Genomic DNA, 17,966 nt, shown 5'->3' on the forward strand with positions numbered 1-17,966 from the left:
CAGCGGCCTTTCGGCCGGCCAGCGGGGCGCATCGCGCCCGGCGGAAACGCAGTTTTGAAAGCAGGCGCATGGATTCCTCGCACCCCTCCCAGCAGCAGGCCGAGACCCGGCTGGTCACCTCCGGCCGCGACACCAAGGCGCAGAAGGGGTTTGTCAATCCGCCGGTGTTCCACGGCTCGACCGTGCTCTATCCGACCGCCGAGGACCTGCATGCCCATCGCGGCGAGTTCACCTATGGCCGCCACGGCACCCCGACGACCAGGGCGTTCCAGGACACGCTGATGGCGCTGGAGGGGCCGCAATGCGCCGGCGTCGGCATCGTGCCATCCGGGCTGTCGGCGATCTCCACCACCCTGCTCTCGGTGCTGAAGACCGGCGACCACATTCTGGTCTGCGACAATGTCTATCGGCCTTCGCGCAATTTCTGTAACGGCATGCTCGCCCGCTACGGCGTCGAGACCACCTATTTCGATCCGCTGATCGGCACCGGCATCGACAAGATGTTCAAGCCCAACACGCGTGCGGTGCTGGTGGAGGCGCCGGGCTCGCAATCGTTCGAGATGCCCGACATCCGCGCCATCGCCGAGGTCGCGCATGCGCGCGATGCGCTCGTCATCGACGACAACACCTGGGCCACCCCGCTCTATCATCGCTCGCTCGAGCAGGGCGTCGACATCAGCATGCAGGCGGCGACCAAATATATCGGCGGCCATTCCGACATCATGTTCGGCACCATCTCGGCCAACGCAAAAGCCTGGCCGCAGATCGCCGAGGGCATCCGCCTGCTCGGCGTCTGCGCCGGCCCCGACGACGTCTTCCTGGCGCTGCGCGGCCTGCGCACGCTGTCGGTGCGATTGGCGCAGCATCATCGTTCCGGCCTCGACATGGCGCGCTGGCTCGCGGCCAGACCCGAGGTCGCGCGCGTGCTGCATCCCGGGCTCGAGACCGATCCGGGTCATGCGATCTGGAAGCGCGACTTCACCGGCGCCTCGGGCCTGTTCAGCATCGTGCTGAAGCCGGCCCCGCAGAAGGCCGTCGACACCATGCTCAACACGCTCAAGCTGTTCGGCATGGGCTTCTCCTGGGGCGGCTTCGAAAGTCTTGCGATTCCCTTCGACTGCGACGGCTATCGCACCGCGACCAAGTGGGCGCCGGGCGGCCCTACCCTGCGTCTGCATATCGGGCTCGAAAGTACCGACGACCTCAAAGCGGATCTCGATCGCGGCTTCGCTGCCCTCAAGACAGCAATGTGAGCCTGCTCAAAAGGCATCGCGCCTGAGGTCGCGGCAACGCGCGCCGCGGGAACGTGCAGCCGCCGCAAACGTTAACGCCGACGCGCCAACAAATGGTTTGATCCTCAAGCATTTGGCGCTAGCCTCACCAATCGACTCTCATCCGGACACGGAGCATGGGAACGTTGGTTCTGCTTGATCTGATGGGCGGCGTGGCGCTGTTGCTGTGGGGCCTGCACATGGTCCACAGCGGAATCCTGCGCGCCTTCGGCCCGGACCTCCGCCGCCTGCTCGGCAAGGCGCTCGGCAACCGCGTCAGCGCGTTCGCCGCCGGCCTCGGGCTCACCGCGCTGCTCCAGAGCAGCACGGCGACCGCCCTGATCACCAGTTCGTTCACCGCCGAGGGCCTCGTCAGCCTCGCCGCAGCGCTTGCCATCATGCTGGGGGCCAATGTCGGCACGACGCTGATCGTGCAGGTGCTGTCGTTCAACATTGCTGCCGTCGCGCCCGTGCTGTTCGTGCTCGGCCTCGTCGCCTTCCGCTCCGGACCGCGCTCGCGGATCAAGGACGTCGGCCGCGTCTGCATCGGCCTCGGATTGATGCTGCTGTCGCTGCACATCCTGCTCGACACGCTGGCGCCGGCCGAGAACGCACCCGGCGTGCGCGTCGTGATGTCGGCGATCACGGGTGATCCCATCCTGTGCATCGTCATCGCGGCGCTCGTCACCTGGGCGGTGCATTCGAGCGTCGCCAGCGTGCTGCTGATCATGTCGCTGGCCTATTCGCAGTTCATCACGCCCTACGCGGCCCTGGCTCTGGTGCTCGGCGCCAATCTCGGCAGCGCCATCAACCCCGTGTTCGAAGGGGCCAGGCGCGACGATCCCGCGAGCTACCGCCTGCCGGTCGGCAATCTCGTCAATCGCGTGATCGGGATTGCACTGGTGCTGCCATTCCTGAGCGTGATCGCGGAGCACATGCACGCCTGGCAGCCGGATCTCGCCAGGATGACGGCCGCCTTCCACATCGCCTTCAATGTCGGCACCGCCATTATCTTCATCGGCCTGCTCGATACCATGTCGCGCCTGCTGACCCGCCTCCTGCCCGCCCGCATCCAGGAGACCGATCCGGCCCGCCCGCGCTATCTGGACGAGACCGCGCTGGAGACGCCGTCGCTGGCGCTCGCCGACGCCGCCCGCGAAACGCTGCGGATGGGCGACTTCGTCGAGGTGATGCTGCGCAAGGTCATGGCCGCGATGATGACGGGCGACCGCGCCCTGGTCGACCAGGTCTCGAAGATGGACAATGTCGTCGACGGCCTGGATGAAGCCATCAAGCTTTACGTGACGAAACTCATGCGGGGCAGCCTCGACGAGAGCGAGGGGCGGCGCGCGATGGAGATCATATCCTTCGCCATCAACCTCGAACACATCGGCGACATCATCGACAAGAGCCTGAGCGAGCTTGCGACCAAGAAGATCAAGCGCCGCTTCCAGTTCTCGGCCGAGGGCTCCGAGGAGCTCGCCGCCTTCCACAAGCGCACGATGGAATCGCTGCGGATCGCCTTCGGCGTGTTCATGTCGGGTGATGCGAATGAAGCGCGCAAGCTGCTGGTGGAGAAGACCACGCTGAAGAACACCGAGCTTGCCGCCGTCGAGCGCCATCTCGACCGCCTGCGCGAGGGCCGCCCCGAGACCATCGAGACCACCTCGCTGCACCTCGACGTGCTGCGCGATCTGCGCCGCATCCATTCGCACATCTGCTCGGTCGCCTATCCCGTGCTGGATGCCGCGGGCGAGCCGTATCGCAGGACCGAGACCGAGACAGCCGCCCTACCCGCCTCAGGCGCGGCCTCGGCGTTGCCGCGCTAGCCCGGCGCGAACAAGAACCGCGCCGCCCGCCAGCAGCAGGCCCGCGCCGCAAAGCAGGACCGGAGCGATCCACAGCGTCAGGAACGACAGCAGCCGCGCATCCTCGGGCCGCCGTGGATCGTAGGCTATCTTGACCTGCTCGCGGTCTGAATAAGGCTGAGCGGTCGAGCCCGACGAGGACGTGAACGTCACCGAGCGCCCGTCGATCGTCGTGAATTGAAACGACGGATAGAGAAACGTTCCGCCATGATTCCCGCCGGTCCGCGCGACGGCACCCATGAACCGCGCTTCGGTCTGCTCGGCCCGCACAAGGAACGCGACGGTGCTGCCGAGCTCGAACAGGCCGAGCCCGAGTAACAGCAGGCCGACCAGAAAGACCGACGTGAACAGGACGGCTTGTAACTTGTTCATGCCGATGAGGCACACAAGAGCGAGCTATTCGCTCGAGACCTGCTTGCCGTTGATGATGATGAAATAGACGTTGCGGAGGTAGACGACGAGGCCAAGCGCCTGGCCCGCGATGAACACGGGATCCTTGCGATAGAGCGCGTAGACCAGGAGCAGCGCACCGCCGCCGACCGAGAAGAACCAGAACGCGACCGGCATGACGCTCTTGCGCGCACGTTCGGACGCGATCCACTGCACCACGAAGCGCATGGTGAAGAACGCCTGCGCCACGAAGCCCAGGATCACCCAGGCGTCGAATTTCACGACGAAGACGTCGTGCAGATAGTTGAGAAGGCTAGTCATGAGGTGTCACCTCGGTCACGTCGGGCGTCGGCTTCTTGCGTCGGATCAGCCACCACACGCCGGCCAGATCCATGATGCCGATCCATAGCCGGTCGAAGAAACCGTAATTTGACACGCCGGAGCGGCGCGGCCGGTCGATCACGTCGACATAGGCGATCTCGTAGCCTTCACGCCGCACCAGTGCCGGCAGGAAACGGTGCAGCCCGTCGAAATAGGGCATCGCGAGGAAGACCTCGCGCCGGAATGCTTTCAGGCCGCAACCCGTGTCGCGCGTGCCGTCCTTCAGGATGCCGTTGCGGACCTTGTTCGCCACGCGAGACTGGAATTTCTTGAAGCCCGTGTCCTTGCGTCCGACGCGCTGGCCCGCGGCGAGCCCGACATGGGCGCCCTTCTCGACCGCCGCGATCAGGTCCGGCAGGAACGCCGGATTGTTCTGGCCGTCGCCGTCGAGCGTGGCCACGATCGCGCCGCGCGCGGCACGCACGCCGCTGCGCACGGCAGCGGACTGGCCGCCGGATTTCGCATGTCGGAGCTGACGCAGATTGCCCCGCTGCGCCATGATGGCCTTGAGCCGCTCGCCGGTCGTATCGGTCGAACCGTCATTGACGTAGATGATCTCGTAATCCCAGCGGCTGTCGAGCGCCGCGGTGATCTCCTCGATCAGGGGCGCGATGTTGTCGGCTTCGTTGCGCACGGGAACGACGATGGAAACCGAAGGCTGGGACGTCGACAAATGAGGCTCGTGGTTGGAATTGGCCTGCGCCTCGGGGAACCGGCGGCCCCGGCAGGCAGCCGCTTTTATGGGGCGGAGGCCCCGCGGGCAACCCTTTTGAGGCGGCCGCCGACCGGTCCTGGAATGGCCAAGATGCTGCCATCGGCGCGGATGGCGAAGCCGAGCCTACGGGCCGCGAACCAGTAGCGGACCGCCATGGCGCCGACCATGCCGACCAGGGCACCGGCCACGACGTCGCTCGGATGATGCGCGAGCAGCACCAGGCGCGTCAGCAGGATCACGATTGCGTAAGTGAACATGAAGACGCGCAGCCGCGGCCAGAGTGCGGATACCGCGAAAGCGAGCGCGAACGCCGTCACCGCATGGCCGGACGGCAGGCTGGCATAGGCCCCGCTGCCCTCGAACGGGATGAAGTTGAACGGGTCGGCCTTGCCGCCGACGAACGGACGTCCGCGGCCAATGAGATATTTCAGGATCTCGGCGATCAACACCGAGAATGCAACGGATAGAAACAGGAACTGGAGCCGCGTACCGAGGCCGAGCAGCAACGCGCGGCGGGTGCCGTAAAGGCCGGCCGCAACGAGCGCCACGGCCACGAGGGCGACGGCCAGCGCCGAGAGCACATACTCGTCCTTGCCGAAATCGGTCAGGATGCGGATCGGCCACAGGCCGGGCGTGCCGCGCGCCGGCATCAACTGGATCTCAGTCAGGTCGAACGCCAGCATCAGCGCGATGACCAGGGCCGCGCCCGCTGCGCTGAGCCATAGCGAATGGCGCGCCAGCTTTCGCGCGGCCTCGGCGCGGCGCGAATGCGAGGGCGAACGCACGAGCTGCGCCAGCGCACGCCCCGTCACGGTCAGAAACTGCGCGGGATAGCTCGGCCGCGGCGCGATGTTGGTCGAGGCCGGCATCCTATTCGGTGCCTTCCGAGCGGAAGATCGAGATCGAGATCGCGCGCCCTTGCGAGAAATTGTAGCCGTCGATGCGGGCGCCGACCTTGTAGCGCAGCCCGATCGCCTCGGCGCGCTGCACGAAGCTGCGCTCCGAGCGCTGCTCGATCAGCGCGAAGCGGCAGCTGCCCTGCCGCAGGAAGTCCGCTGCGCCCGAGCCGTCGGTGAGCAGCGTCTGGGTGCCCGTCAGGAACACGAGGCTCGGCTCGTGATAGCCGGCGGCGGCCGCCTTCGGCCCGACGCAGGTTACGTTGCGCAGAGCACGCGCGACCTCGATGCTCGGAAACACCGGCGTCAGCGACGGCAGCACGATGCCGTAGACCACGACCGCAAGCATCAAGGCTGCGACCAGCGCGTTCAGCACCGAGCGCTCGGCGTGGTTGGTGTCGAACAGCCACCAGGCGAACAGGCCGAAGATCAGCGACGCCGCGATGAACGGCCAGGCCACGAAAGCCGGCTGCCGCGTCAGCATCACCGCGCCGACCACCGCGATGATCGAGGCGGCCGCGGGGATTGCGAACCACCAGGCCGAGCCGCGCATCAGCCAGGAGCGCGACAGCACGCGCCGCTCCAGCGCGCCGACGGTCAGGATCGCGATCGCCGGGTACAGCGGCAGCACGTAATGCGGCAGCTTGGTCAGCACCGCCTCGAACACGATCCAGGACGGGACCAGCCAGGCCAGCAGAAATTGCGCACCGGGCTCACGCCGCGCCCGCCACACCGCAGGCGCCGCCATCGCGGCGAGCGGCGCGCCCGGCCAGAAGGTGATCCAGAACAGCGCGAGGTACAGTCCGGGCGGCGCGCCATGGGATTCCTGCGCGCCGATCTTGCTCAGCATGTCGCCGCCGACGGAGTCCGCGAAGAAGGCATCGCCCGCGCGCCAGAAGATCGCGACGAACCAGGGCAGCACCAGCACCAGCATCCACATCAGGCCCCAGAGCGGGCGCAGCTTCCACAGCCAGGAGGCATCGCGGTCCTGGATCGCCAGTGCGACGATGGTCAGGCCGGCGAACATCAGGATCAGCGGCCCCTTGATCAGGATCCCGACGGCGAGCGCGGTCCAGAAGATCGCGGGCCAGCTCCAGGGCGGATGTGTCTCGTCCTCGGCGCGCTGCCACGACAGATAGGCCCGCGCCATCGCGCCCATCGCGGCGGTCACGCAGAACAGCAGCATCGCATCGGTCTTGGCGAGCCGCGCCTCGACGCCGAGCAGCACCGAGGCGCACATCAAGAGCGCCGCGAGCACCGCACCGCGCCGCGTGACGAAGCCGAGCGCCGCCCAATAGGTCATGAGCACGGCGCCGATCGCCCCCAGCAGCGACGGCAGCCGGTAGACCCAGATCCGCAACTCGGCCTTCGGCAGCTTGAGTGCCGCGGCGGCTTCGACTGCCGCAGATTGCAACCAGTAGATGCCGACCGGCTTCTTGTAGCGGACGTCCTCCTGGAAGCGGATGTCGACATAGTCGCCGCTCTCGACCATCTGCTTGGTGGCCTGCGCAAAGCGCGCCTCGTCGCGGTCGACAGGCGGGATCGTGAAGAAGCCCGGCAGGAACAGCAGCAGTGCGCACAGCACCAGAAAGGCCACCGCGCGGGCGTGGCTAGCCGTGACGACATCGAGCATCGACACCAGCCGGCTACCCGGATTTACGGGCGATTTCGGCTCGCGGGGGGCTCCAAAACGGGGGCTTGGGTAGGTCTCGGCCATTGGTTCCGCTTACGCTGAAACCGTCATTCCGACAACCGCTTAAGGCCGGGTCATTGAATTCGAATGACAACTGTGTCCGCGGCGCCAGTGGCATCGATCACGGTGAGCCGCGCAAAGCCCGGACCAGGCGGATCAATCAGGCGCTGGCGGCGCCCGTCGATCTCGCCGAGCGCCGTGCCATTAACCATGACGGTCATGGGCAGAACGCCGCCGGCGACCTTGACCGGCATGGCTGCGGCCTCAGAGCCACCCGACCGATCGACGTCGATCCGCGAGCCGTTCAGCGGGAACTGAATGTGCAGCGCCTGCTCGCTGCCGGTCCGCACCAGTTCCCCGACCGGGCGGAACCGTTTCAAGGGCAGCGGCAGCTTGGCGTTGCTGGCGACCAGGGTTCCCTTGGGCGGCTTCGGCAGCGGGGCCAGCGTCTTACCGGTTCGGGCGAAGGCGTCGAACAGGATGGGCGCGGCGGCGACACGGCCGATCAGGCCGGGAACCGGCGCCCCATCGGGCCGACCGACCCAGACGCCGATGGTCATGCGGCCATCGAAGCCGACCGACCAGGCGTCGCGAAAGCCGTAGGATGTGCCGGTCTTGAAGGCGATCCGGTTGTGGGCGGCGTTTTCCGGCGGCGGCGTACCCAGCAGCACATTGCCGACCTGCCAGGCCGCGACCTGATCGAGCAGCCGCAGCGGCTCGCGGTCGTCTCTGGCAGCCACGACCTCGCGCAGCGGCTTGGTGGTTCCAAGGCGGGCAAACCCAGCATAGAGCTGCGCAAGGTCCTGAAGCGTCACGCCGACGCCGCCGAGCCCCATGGCAAGCCCTGGCGCTTCGTCCTTGGGCAGGATGAGATTGCCGCCGGCCTGCCGCAGCCGCGACGCCAGCCGGCTCGCGCCGACGCGGTCGAGCAGCACGATCGCCGGCACATTCAGCGACAATTGCAGCGCCTTCTTCACCGGCACGGTGCCCTGGAACGTCATGTCGAAATTTTCCGGCGCGTAGGAGCCGAAGCGGACGGGCCGGTCGTCGATCAGGCTGTCGGGATGGACGAAGCCGTCCTCGAAGGCGAGGCCGTAGATGAAGGGCTTGAGCGTCGATCCCGGCGAGCGGATGGCGCGCGTCATGTCGACCTGCCCTGCCCGGCTCTCGTCGAAATAATCAGCCGAGCCGACGCGCGCGAGCACGTCGCCGCTCTCGTTGTCGACCACGATGATGCCGACCGAGATGTTCGCACCGAGCGCAACCGCGCGGTCGCGCGCCAGCGGCTCCAGCACCTTCTGGAGATTGGCGTCCAGCGTCAGCTTGATGACGGGCGTATCCTTGACCGTCGCAAGCGCGGTGTCGGACGCATGCGGCGCCAGGACCGGCATCGGCTTGCGCAGCTTCGGCACCGGCACGGCCTTGGCCTGCTTTGCGTCATCGAGGCTGACCACGTGCTCCTCGACCATGCGGTCGAGCACGCGGTCGCGGGCCTTGAGCGCCGCATCGGGATAGCGGTCGAGCCGGCGCGTCTCCGGCGATTGCGGCAGCGCCACCAGCAATGCGGCTTCAGCCAGCGAGAGCCGCTTCGGCTCCTTGCCGAGATAGGCGATCGAGGCGGCGCGGATGCCTTCGAGATTGCCGCCATACGGCGCGAGCGCGAGATAGAGGTCGAGGATTTCGCTCTTGCCGAGGGTCCGCTCGATCTCGATCGCGCGGACCATCTGCCGCAGCTTCGCATAGAGCGAGCGCTGCCGCCGCGGCTCCATCAGCCGTGCCAGCTGCATGGTAATGGTCGAGCCGCCGGACACGATCTGGCCGCGCGTTCCGAGCTGCAACGCGGCGCGGCCCAGCGCCAGCGGATCGATGCCGTCATGGGCATAGAAGCGCTGGTCCTCATAGGCGAGCAGCAGCTTGAGATAGATCGGATCGACGTTCGTCCTGGCGTCGACCGGAAGCCGCCAGCGGCCGTCCGCCATGGCGTAGGCCCGCAGCAGCTTGCCGTTGCGATCGACGATGGTGGTGGAGACCTGGCGCGCTTCGTCGAGCGGGAGCGGGCCGAGGGAGTAGACCCAGCCGACGAAGGCGGTGATGGCGAGGATGAGTGTGAAGGCGAGGACGGAAAGGATGCGCATGGTGGTGCGCCCTCCTTCTCCGTCACTCCGGGGCGGCTCGAAGAGCCGAACCCGGAATCTCGAGATTCCGGGTCTGGTCCTTCGGACCATCCCGGAATGACGAGACACTTGGTTGGCTTCGCTCATCTGCGCTCCACTCACTTCGCCGCCCGTACCTCGACGTTCCCCGTGCCCGTCCGCCCGTAGCGCGAGGGGTTGTACATGTCCTCGACATAAGCCTGCGGCAATACGTATTTACCCGGCGAAACGGCGCGGACAACATAGGCGACGGTGAAGACCGACTTGGAGTCCGAGGCCCGGTCAACGGCCGCCGTGAAGCGGTCGTCGCGGAACTCGGTATCCTCGGGCTCCTCGCCGTCCTCGATCCAGTCCAGCGTACCGCTGTCGCCGGACGAGACCAGCTTCGGATTGTCGATCTCAAGGCCCGCCGGCAGATAGTCGGACACCATGATGTGGCCGTACTCAGGCTTGGCCTCGGTGATCTTCAGCACCACCGCGAAGCGCTGGTTCTGCTTGACCTTGCTGATGTCGGCGGGCTTGCCGTCGAGCGTGAAGTAATTGCGCTCGATCTTGAAGCCGTTGGAGGCCGCCGGCTCCGGCGTCACCGGCGAGCCCGACACCGAGACCACCGCCTGCACCGGCGCATCGCCGGTGTTGGTGATCTTCAGCGGCTTGCCGCTCAGCGTGTCCGCCTTGTAGCTGCGGTAGAGCGCGGTCTTGACCGGCTGGCCGTCGACCTCGATCGACAGGTTCTCCTTGGCGAGCGCCCGCGCCGCCAGCACCAGCCACGCGTTCTCCTGCGTGGAGGTGTAGGGCGTCAGCCCGCGCGCGGTCTCGACTCGCGACACCGCCTGCGTCAGCGTCGCCCTCGGCGCGTTGCCTTCGCTGGCAAGCGAGACAAGCGCCGCCGCATCGCGAAGCTGCGAGCCGTAATCGGTGCGGCCGAACTCCAGCACCGGCTTGGGCGCGAGGCTGTCGAGCGCAGCGCCATAGACCCGCTCCGCGCGGTTACGGTCGCCGACCAGCGCGAGCGCCGCGGCGAGCTGCGACTTCGCAATCGGCGTCGCGAGGTTGCTCAGCTTGGTATCGGCGAGATAGCGGAGGTCGCCGATTGGAGCCGCGCCGTTCCGTGCAAGCACGTAGAGGCCGTAGGCGAGATCGCGGCCGCCGTCCTTCTCCGGCTCATTGCCGTTGACGACGGAGTTGCGGACGCGGTCGAGCGCGTTCTTGAACAGCACGTCCGGCACCGCAAAGCCCTTCTCGCGGGCCCGGGTCAGGAAGTCCGTGACGTACGCATCCAGCCAGGCGTCGTCGCCGCCGGCCGACCACAGTCCGAACGAGCCGTTCGAGCCCTGTCGCGCCAGGAGCCGCTCGATCGCGTCGCGGATGCGCTGGTCGACCTCGGTGTCCATGGCGAGATGGGCGCCGGCCGCAAGCTCGTTGACATAGAGCAGCGGCATGGCGCGGCTCGTGATCTGCTCCGAGCAGCCATAGGGATAGCGGTCGAGCGCATTCAGGATCGTCGCCGCATCGAGCGCCGTGGACAGGCTCGCCGAGACCGAGACGCTGCCGGTGCCCGGCACGAGGTCGGAGAACATGTCCGAGGTCAGCGTCAGGCTCTCGCCCTTCGCCAGCGTCCGGATCGAACGCCGCGCCAGTACCTGCGTCGCCGCCTTGACGTCGAACGCATAGTGGCGTGCGAGTGCAAGGCCGTTCGGCCCCTTGATGTCGACGTCGAGCGTCGCCTGCCCCGCTGCGGTCGCATCGAGCGCAAGCGAGAACGCGTTGCGCTGCTTGGCGGCGAGCTTGACCGTGGTCGCGGGATTGCCGGTCATCTTCACCGGGCCGCTGGTCTTCACGTTGATGACGTAGTCGCCGGCCTGGCCCTCGACATTGTCGATTTCGAGGTTGACCGTGCCGTGGTCGCCATTGAGCAGAAAGCGCGGCAAGGTCGTGGTCAGCACGACGGGATCGCGGATCACGACGTCGGTGTTGGCGCGGCCGAGCTTGGTCGCGGTCCACGCCACCGCCATCACGCGCGCGGTGCCGGCGAACTCCGGAATGTCGAAGCTCACCTCGGCGGTGCCGTCAGCGGCGACGGTGACGATGCCCGAATAAAGCGCGAGTGGCTTTTGCGAGGGCGGCGAACCTTGCAGCTCGGCCGCGCCGGCATCGCCGCCGGACTTGATCTGGCCGCGCGTGCCCGACATGCCGTCGATCAACTGCCCGTAGAGATCGCGGATCTCCGCGGAGAGGCGGCGCTGGCCGAGATAGTAATCGTCCGGCGCCGGCGGCTTGTAATTGGTGAGGTTGAGGATGCCGACATCGACCGCGGCGATGACGATCTTGGCGTCCTCGCCCGGATTGAGCCCGTCGAGCCTGACCGGGATCTTCAGCATCGCGTTCGGCCGGATCAGCGCCGGCGGCGTCAGCTTCACACTCAGCGTGCGGGTCTGCTTGTCGATGCCGAACCATTTCAGGCCGATGGCGCGGCCCGGCATGCGCTGGGCGGCGGCATCGAGCGGACGGCGCAGCGTCGCCACCACATAGGCGCCGGTGCCCCAGTCCTTGCCGACCGGGAGCTTCACCTGCGCGGTGCCTTCCTTGACGTCGATCGTCTGCGTCGTCAGCAGGCGGTCGCCGAGCACGTTGACGGTGAGCTTGCCGGCGCTGCGCACGTTGACGGACACCGTCATGGTGTCGCCGGAGGCATATTGCGGCTTGTCGATCGAGGTCTCCAGCAGGTCCGGCGTATCGGCGCTGCCGTCGGAATACCAGCCGACGTCGAACTGCACCGAGGTCACCGGCCCGTCAGCGTCGCTCGACTTGACGTCGAGCCGGTAGCGGCCGGGCCGCGGGCTCAGCGAGACCCGCGACGGCTTATCGGAGGCGATGGTGAGGTCGCCGTCCGCGACGCGCGAGGTCGACTTGACCGGCTCATACTCCCAGTAATTGTTCTGGCGATACCACTGGTAGCGCGACTCCATCTTCAGGAGCTCGTAGCGCAGGCCGTCACGCGGCAACGTCTTGCCCTCGGGCGAGACGAACACGACGTCGAACTCGGCCTTGTCGCCTTCGGCCACGTTCTTGTCGCCGAACAGCGGCTTGACGCCGATCAGGGCGCTCGCGGGCGCGACCGGCAGCACCAGCTTGCGCTCGACGGCGCGGCCGCCGGTCTCAACCATGCGGACGAAGATCTGCGCCTCCTGCGGGCGGGTCGAGGCCGGCTGCTTGTCCAGCGTCACCGGGAAGGTGGCAACGCCGTTGGCGTCGGCCTCGGGCAGGTTCTCAAGCGGCGTGCGCTCGTTCGAGGTGGTCTCCTCGTCGGCGACGCCGAACTGGTAGCCGGCAAAACCCGGACGTTCCGAAGCGGGCGCGATCAGCATGTCGCCTTCGAGCTGGAGACCCGAGGCGGGTGCGCCGTAGAGGAAATGACCGTCGGCCTTAAGCTCCACTGGAGCGTTAGCTTTGATCAGCTTGTCCTTGGCAGACAATTCGAATTCGATCCGGTCGGGGACATAGTCCTCGACCATGAAGGTGGTTTCGCCGACCGACGAGCCCTTCGGATCGGTGAAGGCGCGCACCCGCCAGGTCCCGGTCGGCACAGCCGAGTTGAGCGGCACGGACAGCGCGCGGCCGCCGGCGCCCTGGTCGGACAGTACGGCGCGGCGGTATTCGACGCCGTCAGGGCGCTCGACCACCAGGGTCATCGGCCCGCCGGTGACGGCATTGCCCTGCCCGTCGCGCAAGAGCGCGGTGAGATAGACGGTCTCGCTGGAACGGTAGACGCCGCGCTCGGCATAGACGAAGGCATCGGCGCCAACAGGCACCACGCGGCCCGCCACGCCACGGTCACTGAGGTCGAAGGCCGAGGTCTTCAGGCTCAAGAAGGCATAGTCGGCCTTCTCGCCCGTCACCGTCAGCATCGCCGGCGACAGGCCGCCCTCGCCGCGCGCAAGGCCGGCCTCGAACAGCACATGACCGGAATCGTCGGTCTTGCGGGTGGCCAGGATCTCGTTGTTGCGCGCGACCAGTCGCACCTCGGCTTTGCCGACCGGCTCGGTCGAGGCCAGCGAGTTGATGAACACGTGGATGCCGTCGTTGCCGGAATAGGCCGACACGCCGAGATCGGAGACGATGAACCATTGCGTGGCGAGCTGGTACTCGTCGTCCGAGCCCGGGCCCTTGGCCGCGGCGGTCATCACATAGACGCCCGGCTGGAGCTCGCCCAGTGCCTGGTCAACGGGGAATGCCGTGGTGACGTCCTGGTTCAGCGTCATCGCGGTCGCGAGCTCGCCGGTCCAGACTTTCACGCCGCGCTCGTCGCCGAGATCGCTGAGCTGATACTTGGACAGCGTCTTCTGGAAGTCGCTGTCGACCACCGTGTTGATCAGGTTGCGGTCGCCGATCCGGAAGACGTTGATGTTGACCGCGGGCGTGTTGACGCTGACCACGGGAATGCCGCGCTGGCCGGTCCTGGGCAGCACATAGGCGCGGCCGGTGAAGCGCACGAAGGGCTTGCGGTCGCGCACATAGACGTTGAACTCGGCCGATTTCGGCAGCCCCTCCTTCACCGTGGACGGCAGGCCGGCGCGCAGATTGATGTTGTAGCGCTCGCCGTGCTTCAGGCCGTCGACGCAGAGCTGCTTGCCTTCGGCCGACAGCGCCGGCTTGTCCTGGCCCGCAAGCGCGAGGAACGGCGCAAAGTCGGTGCGCTTGGCGAGCTCCTCCGAGAACTGGAAGCAGGCGCGCGGACTGGCCGAATCCGAATCGACGGTATAGTCGAGCAGGCGGAAGCCGTGCTCGTCGCGCATCTTCTCGTATTGGCCGCGGACGTCGGCGACCTCGCGCATGTCGAGCGACAGCCGCAGCGCGTCCAGCGCCGGCCGCCACAGCTTGCGTTCGGCCAGCGACTTGCCGAGCACGGCGAGCGCGTCGGCCTCCTCGCCCGGATTGCCGGCGCGCTGATAGGCGATGTAGGCCGCCGTCGAGGCGCGCTCCAGCAGGAACGTCTGCTCGCTCGAGTTCTTCGGCCAGATCTGGAAGATCACCTTGGCAAGCCGCAGCCAGTTGCCGGCATCCTCAGGCGTCGTGGCCGCAATCTGGCCGAGCACCGACAGGCCGGCACGGTAATCATTGCGCCGGAAGGCGGCGTCAGCATCCGTGCGCAGCGTCGCGTTGGTCTTGGCGACCGGTCCCGCCTCGCTCTTGATCTGCGCCTCGAGCTTGATCGCGGAATCGGCGAGATCGTCGCGTTTGAAAGCCTTGTCGGCGGCTTGCGCAGCCGAAAGGCCGAGCGCCAGCGCGGCGCAGATTGTGACGGCGCGAACAAGACCGATCATGGATGGACTCCCGGAAATCGCGGACGAACGCCGCTTGTCGCATGAAATGCGTGGAAAGGTGACGGACTCAAGGCGATGGAACCAGAGGTGCAAAACGTCGCATTCGCCATGACAAGGCAGGCCCAGAGGAGACCGATCAAGATACCGCCGCGCACGCCGTCCTGATGGCGCAGCAATATCTAGCCGGTCGACCGGCGGCCGTGTCCCGGAAGCTGTTCAGCGTTCCCGGCGATGTAATCCATCGTCCGGTCCGCTGCCGCTCAACCCGGCACCCTGACACCCCACCGTTCCGTTTTGTCGCGCCATTGAGGAAAACGGTTCGGTTCAGGCTTGGCGGACGTGCGGATTTTTCATATTTGGCGTGATAGAAGACCGGCAGACGGTAGCCGAGGCCGGCTCAAGAGCGGCCTCAAGACGGTCCCATAGCTCAACTGGATAGAGTAGCGGATTTCTACTCCGCGGGTTGCAGGTTCGAGTCCTGCTGGGATCGCCAGTCTTAACTCTCCGTGCGGATCGGCTTCGTTCGGGCTGAGCCGAGCCGACGAGAGCCAGAAATCACCCCGGCCCGCGATCTCTGTGGCGGCGTGATTTGCAGATCCAGCGCACTTCAACAAAGCGTGCGCGGGCCTGTCCAGGCGGCGAGAGAATCCTACCTATCCGGCATGCAGAAAGGTGTCGAAGGTTTTGTGATGCCGTCATCTGAATGGACAAGAATGGCTGTCGCGTCCGGAATTGCCGTCGGCGCAATGTCGTTTCTGGCGATCGATGCGGGCGTGGACTTGAACTCCGGCGGGATCGCAAGACACCTCGCGGCGGCCCAAGCTTCCATTATGAACGTCGCGGCGAGCCAGCATCAGCTGGCCTTCGCCGTTCGTTCGCTGGCGGGCGGGAGCGACCAGAATCGCCGTTCGGCGGATCGACCATGCTTCCAGGATTACGAGCACGGGTCGAAACCGGTAGGAATCGATCGCGGCGTGTAACGTCGCTTGCGGTGGATCGCAGGCTCAAGGATTCGGCCGACAGTCGTCGGCTCGATCCGACTATTCCGTCGGTTCATCGTCGCGCCGGTCGCGTGCCAGCTGATGCCAGGCAATGGCGAGCTCGATGAGTCTCTGCCGGTCCGGGCCTTCTGATGCCGCGGCGCGCTTCATTGCCGCCTCGGCTTCGTGCTGTGGATCGTACTTGTTACACATGGGCGGATTCTAGCCGTCCGATCTGGACAAGTGCATGGCAATTTCGTCCGTATGATTGCGGATAATCAGCGTTGTCGTGAGCGTTTTCCACACGCTTCAATTGCACCTGATATGAAACTGCACCCGCGGTTTTAAAGCGCCCCACGGCGACCGTGCGACGCCCATACCGCACGAAACCGTGAGACTCGCCGTCATTCGGACGGATGTGAATTGCGTCACAGCCTGCGCCCGGCGTCTCGGCTAGAACATCTCAGCGCTCCCAAAGGCGGGAGAAGGCAGAGGTGGTCTTGCGGTCATGACACGAGAAGCAGCAGCCGAGGCTCACGTCCCCACACCGCGAAAAAGGTCCGACGTGTTCGGCGTCACCTTTCTTGCGACCATCGGCATCGTGATGCTGGCCTGGATCGCGGGCCTGGTCTGGGGCCTCATGGCGTTCATGACCTGGCTGGTGTCGTAGGCGCGCGGCAATCAGTCGTTCCGCCGCGGCGCCACGCAAAGATGACAAACCCAGGTAAAAAAGAAGCGGGCCTTTCGCCCGCCTCTTCGTTTCAGAGCTGCCTGGACCTCAGTAACACGCGCGAGGATCGGCCTGCACATACTGGCCGCTCGGATAGCGGTAGTAGCAATTGCCCTCGGCCAGGTAGTAGCCGGGACGCGAGGCAGCCGTAGCACCGGCGATCGCGCCGGTGGCGCCGCCGATCACAGCGCCCGCGGCCGCGCCCGTCGCGTTGCCCGAGAGCAGACCGCCGAGCACGCCGCCGACGATGGCGCCGCCAAGCGCGCTCGCGCCGGGATCGGCCGGCGGCGGCGGAGGCGGCGGTTCGTAGGCAACCGGCGGCGGGGCGTAAGCCACCGGCACGTCGTCGTAATATTCCTCAGAGATATAGCCGGGCGGACCGGCCATCCGCTGCGGATAATAGTACCAGACGCCGCCGACATCCCACCACCAGCCGGAGCGGCCGTTGTGGACCTCGTGGCGCCAGCGCCCGCCATCCCAGGCGACGTGGCCGCGATAGGCGTGTCCGCCCCAGTCGCGCGCCGGTGCGGGCCCCCTGGCGTAGTTACGTCCGGGCGGCGGGCCGCCCGCATTGTGCGGACCGGCCCCGGGGCCCGCATGGGGCTGGCCGCCGGGCTGCGGCGCAGGCCGGGCCGCCTGCTGCGGCGGCGGGCCCTTGCGCATGTTCTGATTGTTCTGGGACGGTAAGCCCGGAGCTGGCGCTGCCGGAAATTGGCCGGCGTCCCTCGGTGGCCTGGCTTCCTGCGCCTGCGCCGAGAGCGCGAGCAAAGACATGGCCGAAACCAAGGGAATGATGATCTTCTTGCTGCTGGACGCACTCATGCGTGCTTGCCCCCCTACTCTTTCGATTGCCGTGGTCCCAGCGCGATAGACGATTCGCCGCGCGCTGGGCTGATGCCGGCTGACATAACTGACCTGCCTGATCGGCGAAGTCCCGTTACAAATGATTAAGATCACGGCGATTTTTCGGTCCAAAGAGCTGCAGCGGACAGCGTTGGAGGACTTCTAGCGGGCCGGCTCGATCACGTTGCAATTGCTTCGCCCCGACATCAGGCAGTCCTGCATCTTGCTGGCGGCGGTGAGATCGCGGGCCAGCCACCAGCCGACCCCGAGGATCACGATCGCGATGATCAGGCCGGCGACCGCGCCGCGGCGGTTGTCACCGGATTGAGGTCTTGGCGGGGATTTTGGCCCGTCAACCGGTTCAGGCTTGGGTTCGGGCTTGGGCTCAGACTCGGACTTGGTCATGACGGGATGATCACGGAGGCGAGCCGGCTTTAACACCTCTGCGGCGTCGCGTCACATCGCAAGTTCCGGTTCAGCCTCGGGTCGCCCGGATCGCATCCTTGCGCGAGGTTTCGACCGCGGGGATCGCCTCACGGACGCGTGGTGCGCAAGTCGTGAGCACGAACGCGGTCTGGCTGCACTCCCAGTCGGCGCCCAGGACGGCACTTTCGATCGGCTGCGGACGGGCGAGCAGGAACGCGGCGCCGGCCAAGGCGGCGACAGCGACGGTGATTGCGAGCGCCTTCAGGCTCAATCGGAAGATCATCATGCCCGTGCTC

Annotated in this window: 14 protein-coding genes and 1 tRNA gene; 5 read left to right on the plus strand and 10 right to left on the minus strand. The window is 66.6% G+C overall.

The window, feature by feature from the left end:
- The first annotated feature begins 68 nt into the window (after nt 1-68).
- Both metC and EI171_RS25465 read left to right on the plus strand, forming a co-directional pair.
- The gene (gene metC, locus EI171_RS25460; RefSeq protein WP_161534986.1) at nt 69-1,253 is read left to right on the plus strand and encodes a cystathionine beta-lyase; all 1,185 of its coding nucleotides are present in this window, start codon (nt 69-71) and stop codon (nt 1,251-1,253) included.
- A 155-nt stretch (nt 1,254-1,408) separates the two neighbouring features.
- The gene (locus EI171_RS25465) at nt 1,409-3,100 is read left to right on the plus strand and encodes a Na/Pi cotransporter family protein (RefSeq protein WP_060912272.1); all 1,692 of its coding nucleotides are present in this window, start codon (nt 1,409-1,411) and stop codon (nt 3,098-3,100) included.
- Here the strand turns inward: EI171_RS25465 and EI171_RS25470 are convergent.
- From EI171_RS25470 to EI171_RS25500, 7 genes are all read right to left on the minus strand, one after another.
- Nucleotides 3,071-3,526 (minus strand): DUF3592 domain-containing protein, encoded by a 456-nt coding sequence (locus EI171_RS25470; RefSeq protein WP_097532085.1) that lies wholly within the window; start codon nt 3,524-3,526, stop codon nt 3,071-3,073. The two genes, EI171_RS25465 and EI171_RS25470, sit on opposite strands and share 30 nt — an antisense overlap.
- Nucleotides 3,527-3,535: 9 nt before the next feature.
- The gene (locus EI171_RS25475) at nt 3,536-3,850 is read right to left on the minus strand and encodes a lipid-A-disaccharide synthase N-terminal domain-containing protein (protein ID WP_011087215.1); all 315 of its coding nucleotides are present in this window, start codon (nt 3,848-3,850) and stop codon (nt 3,536-3,538) included.
- Entirely contained in the window at nt 3,843-4,583 is a 741-nt protein-coding gene (locus EI171_RS25480; RefSeq protein WP_028174100.1) for a glycosyltransferase family 2 protein, read from the minus strand. Before EI171_RS25480 ends, EI171_RS25475 begins: the two co-directional genes overlap by 8 nt.
- 65 nt (nt 4,584-4,648) lie before the next feature.
- Nucleotides 4,649-5,494, minus strand: coding sequence for a phosphatase PAP2 family protein (locus tag EI171_RS25485; protein WP_161534987.1), 846 nt, complete (start codon nt 5,492-5,494; stop codon nt 4,649-4,651).
- 1 nt (nt 5,495) lies between these two features.
- Nucleotides 5,496-7,238: a glycosyltransferase family 39 protein gene (locus EI171_RS25490; RefSeq protein ID WP_011087212.1), complete on the minus strand. Its 1,743-nt coding sequence runs from the start codon at nt 7,236-7,238 to the stop codon at nt 5,496-5,498.
- Between the two features lie 50 nt (nt 7,239-7,288).
- Nucleotides 7,289-9,349: a penicillin-binding protein 1C gene (pbpC, locus tag EI171_RS25495; protein ID WP_161534988.1), complete on the minus strand. Its 2,061-nt coding sequence runs from the start codon at nt 9,347-9,349 to the stop codon at nt 7,289-7,291.
- Between the two features lie 137 nt (nt 9,350-9,486).
- Nucleotides 9,487-14,691 (minus strand): alpha-2-macroglobulin, encoded by a 5,205-nt coding sequence (locus tag EI171_RS25500; protein WP_161534989.1) that lies wholly within the window; start codon nt 14,689-14,691, stop codon nt 9,487-9,489.
- Between the two features lie 416 nt (nt 14,692-15,107).
- Between EI171_RS25500 and EI171_RS25505 the strand changes: the two genes are divergently transcribed.
- The 3 genes from EI171_RS25505 (at nt 15,108) to EI171_RS44895 (ending at nt 16,341) form a co-directional block, all read left to right on the plus strand.
- Nucleotides 15,108-15,184 (plus strand) — tRNA-Arg (locus EI171_RS25505).
- 169 nt (nt 15,185-15,353) lie between these two features.
- A complete protein-coding gene (locus tag EI171_RS45825; protein WP_246740260.1) occupies nt 15,354-15,671 on the plus strand; it encodes a hypothetical protein in 318 nt (105 codons plus the stop codon).
- 508 nt (nt 15,672-16,179) lie between these two features.
- Nucleotides 16,180-16,341 carry a hypothetical protein gene (locus EI171_RS44895; protein WP_202633013.1) on the plus strand — a complete coding sequence of 54 codons (162 nt, stop codon included), beginning with the start codon at nt 16,180-16,182 and terminating at the stop codon, nt 16,339-16,341.
- A 108-nt stretch (nt 16,342-16,449) separates the two neighbouring features.
- Here EI171_RS44895 and EI171_RS25515 read toward each other — a convergent pair whose 3' ends face one another.
- From EI171_RS25515 to EI171_RS25525, 3 genes are all read right to left on the minus strand, one after another.
- Nucleotides 16,450-17,223, minus strand: coding sequence for a hypothetical protein (locus EI171_RS25515; RefSeq protein WP_028171348.1), 774 nt, complete (start codon nt 17,221-17,223; stop codon nt 16,450-16,452).
- Nucleotides 17,224-17,406: 183 nt separating this feature from the next.
- Entirely contained in the window at nt 17,407-17,649 is a 243-nt protein-coding gene (locus EI171_RS25520) for a hypothetical protein (protein ID WP_161534990.1), read from the minus strand.
- 70 nt (nt 17,650-17,719) lie between these two features.
- Nucleotides 17,720-17,956, minus strand: coding sequence for a hypothetical protein (locus EI171_RS25525; protein WP_028171346.1), 237 nt, complete (start codon nt 17,954-17,956; stop codon nt 17,720-17,722).
- Between the last annotated feature and the right edge of the window lie 10 nt (nt 17,957-17,966).

It is taken from the genome of Bradyrhizobium sp. LCT2 (assembly GCF_009931255.1).
In the GTDB taxonomy this organism is placed as follows: Bacteria; Pseudomonadota; Alphaproteobacteria; order Rhizobiales; family Xanthobacteraceae; genus Bradyrhizobium; species Bradyrhizobium diazoefficiens.